The following is an 851-nucleotide window of genomic DNA, read 5'->3' as shown; positions in this document are numbered from 1 at the left end:
GCACTATGAGAAGAAACGTTCAGGATTATGGCATGTATATATGAATGGATCTCCTCTTAAAAATGCAGCGGGGAAAGAAATTATATATGGTGCAAAAGCACAACCTGGTACAAGAGGATTTGATTATAGACTCAATACAAAAAAGAAATAAATTATGTATAAATTAAGTAATCTCTTAATTATAGCTTTTTGTTTTACATTTGTAGGTTGTACTTGTAATGATAAACAACCAAAAACAAAAGAATATAATGTGTTACAACAGAAAATATATGCTACAGAGGTTTCAAAAGAGGATCTTGATATTCCGATGATAGCAACTGCTATATATAGCAATGGAACACATTTTTATGGGACGGATAAGGTTTATTATGAACTATCAGAAGGAGAGTTGACAAAAATTAGAAGTATTTTAAGCAAGCAATTACCAAAGATGATACCAGTCAATACAATACAATTGGATCTAAATACTTATTTCAAACAATACCTTGCATATATGTATCGGGGGCGTATCTATGTATTAGTTAATCTTTATAAGTATTATTATATATACTATTCAACAAACCCCAACAAGGGTGTATCCTCTCCTGCGAAAGGTCTACACATAATCTCTTTAAGACATGAACAGAATAGAAGTAAATATGACAATCTAATGATTCTTTTAAATTTATCTAAAAGTCGTATTTTAAGGATAGAGACTATTTAATTTCCTTCTTAGACACTCAGTGAATGAGACGCACGGTTTCATTACTTGAAACTCAAGGGATATTCGTTAATGGAAACCTTTACCTACGACAAGCAGCGTGAACGTCTGCAGGTGATGAACCTTACAGCGGATGGTCAGACTGTGATGG

Annotated in this window: 1 protein-coding gene; it reads left to right on the top strand. The window is 32.5% G+C overall.

All coding sequences use genetic code 11. The features are described 5' to 3' along the window. Nucleotides 1-154: 154 nt before the first annotated feature. On the top strand, nt 155-703 hold the full coding sequence (locus HMPREF9144_RS12535; protein ID WP_006046519.1) for a hypothetical protein: 549 nt from the start codon (nt 155-157) through the stop codon (nt 701-703). Nucleotides 704-851 lie beyond the last annotated feature (148 nt).

The sequence above is a fragment of the Prevotella pallens ATCC 700821 genome (assembly GCF_000220255.1).
In the GTDB taxonomy this organism is placed as follows: Bacteria; Bacteroidota; Bacteroidia; order Bacteroidales; family Bacteroidaceae; genus Prevotella; species Prevotella pallens.
This window is presented reverse-complemented; position numbering and strand designations above follow the sequence as displayed.